This is a genomic window from Variovorax sp. WDL1 (assembly GCF_001541225.1).
Classification (GTDB): Bacteria; Pseudomonadota; Gammaproteobacteria; order Burkholderiales; family Burkholderiaceae_C; genus Variovorax.
This window is the reverse complement of record NZ_LMTS01000185.1, coordinates 1-1,855: the sequence shown is the minus strand read 5'-3', so window position 1 is coordinate 1,855 and position 1,855 is coordinate 1. Positions and strand designations below refer to the sequence as shown.

Annotated in this window: 2 protein-coding genes; both read left to right on the top strand. The window is 58.2% G+C overall.

From position 1 onward, the window contains the following. A partial coding sequence (locus tag APY03_RS25370) for a DUF2971 domain-containing protein (protein WP_232324397.1) occupies positions 1-554 on the top strand: 554 nt, incomplete at its 5' end. Between the two features lie 106 nt (positions 555-660). Then, positions 661-1,350, top strand: coding sequence for a hypothetical protein (locus APY03_RS25365; RefSeq protein ID WP_068681296.1), 690 nt, complete (start codon positions 661-663; stop codon positions 1,348-1,350). The last annotated feature ends 505 nt before the right edge of the window (positions 1,351-1,855 follow it).

Here is a 1,855-nt window from a genome sequence, read left to right as displayed (position 1 = left end):
AGATCCTACGGCGTCGTTCATTGATCAGCATCTCCCTAGGCTTTTCGACTGAGTTTCTTAAACGCATTTCTGTTGCGGATGAAGCAGATGAGCATTTCGCCACACTCGAGCGAGTCGAGTACGGTGAGGCGCGACAATTGCACGAATATGAGCCGACGTTCAGGGCGCTAGTCAATGCAATAGAAGAGGCGCAGGGGTATCTGCAGTACGGCCACGTGTCTATCAGCGAAAAGCTCAAGGCCGCGCTGAATCGCAAGCTCCGGCCGTGGACGCGAAAGATCTACACGTTCAAGAATGATGGTTTCGCCGAGGAGCGTGAGTGGCGGATGCTCGGGCTTCTCACTAGCGAGGAGCAAGAAGCCTGCAGCTACCGTGCCATCGACGACAAGATCGTGGCTTTCAGGGAGCTACGATTGGACGCGCAGCCAGTCCCGGCGATCGTGAGCGTGACATTGGGCCCGAAACATGTGACCCCAGTCGATCAGGTGGCGCGGATGCTGCTGCGCCACGGAATCGCCGCAACGGTTGCCAAGTCCGGCCTGACTTACCGCTAGATGCCGAGGTCAGCCTTGATCTGCTCCCACTCCGCTGATAGCTTGTCGTTCAACACAGCCTTGGGCTGCCGCTGAACTCGAACGGTACGGCCTAAGGACCCCAAAGGTGAACGACCAAGGCGAGTGCCCGATCCCGGACACACATCAGAAGCTCAAGGAAGCGACCTATTTTCTCGGGAAGTGCGCCGAGCACTACCACGTGCCCGCGGAGTTTCAGTTCAATCTCAACGCCTTCATCCAGGCACTGCGGAACACCACGTTCATGTTGCAGAATGAGCCGAGGAAGCCCGAAGGGTTTGGGACTTGGTACGCGAGCAAGCAAGCTGAAATGAGGCAGAGTGATCTGCTAAGACGATTCGTCCAAGCACGGAACGTCGTTGTGAAGCAGAGCTCTTTGAAGGCTCGGAGCACCGCTTGGTCCGGTGTGTTTCGCCGTCGTCGCTTCAAGCTCGGAATGCAGCACCCTGTGCCGCTCTTCGCCCCATCAGAGTGGGTTTTGGAACGACTAAAGGCAAGCGTTGGCTTCTTTCTCGATGAGGAGCACTCGCAGCCATGGGAGCAGTTCGGAGTTCACAGAACTTGGGTCGTGGAGGAACTCGGCGAAACCGAGGTGTTAGGCCTTTGCGTCCAAGCTCTAAACTACGTGGGTGCAGTCCTTGAAGAGGCGCACAGCTTCTTCGGATCGGACGTTGAAAGCACAGTAGTAGCAGTGGACATGCCGCGGACGCAAACTCTTCTTGAAACCGATGTCGATTCATCACTCGTGGCGAAGTGGGGTTGGGATGACGCCGAATAGCAGGTCGTTTGACGCGAACACGCAGCGGCATTGCACCGCGAGGCGTGCTGGCGCATACGCCTCGCGGTGCAATGCCGCTGCGTGCCGGTCAACTCCGACGTTAAACGGCTGCTTTTCGGCAGTGAGATCAGCAACCTGAATGTCCGTGGTCCGTCGCTACAACCGATCACTTCGGACGCAAGCAGTCGATCGCGAACTGCCACCCGACTGGGGATGGTCGAGTGACCGGTGACAGGTGCAGGGGTCACTCAATGCTACGTTCTTCGAACGACCGGTAATCGCCGCAGCTGCCGTCCAGGCCCTTGATCGCGTGTGACTGAGCCCAGTCAGAAGCAGAAATTCCCAATGCCAAGTTCTGGGCGCCCAGCCCTACAGCCGTTCGCCACCGGATAGACGCATCGTGGGCCAAACGGACTTGGGAAAACGGCCCGCGACGCCACGCCGCCGTTCCGCAGCGCTGCCTCATTCGTAAGCGCTCAATAAACCACGACCTTGATCCGCGGGC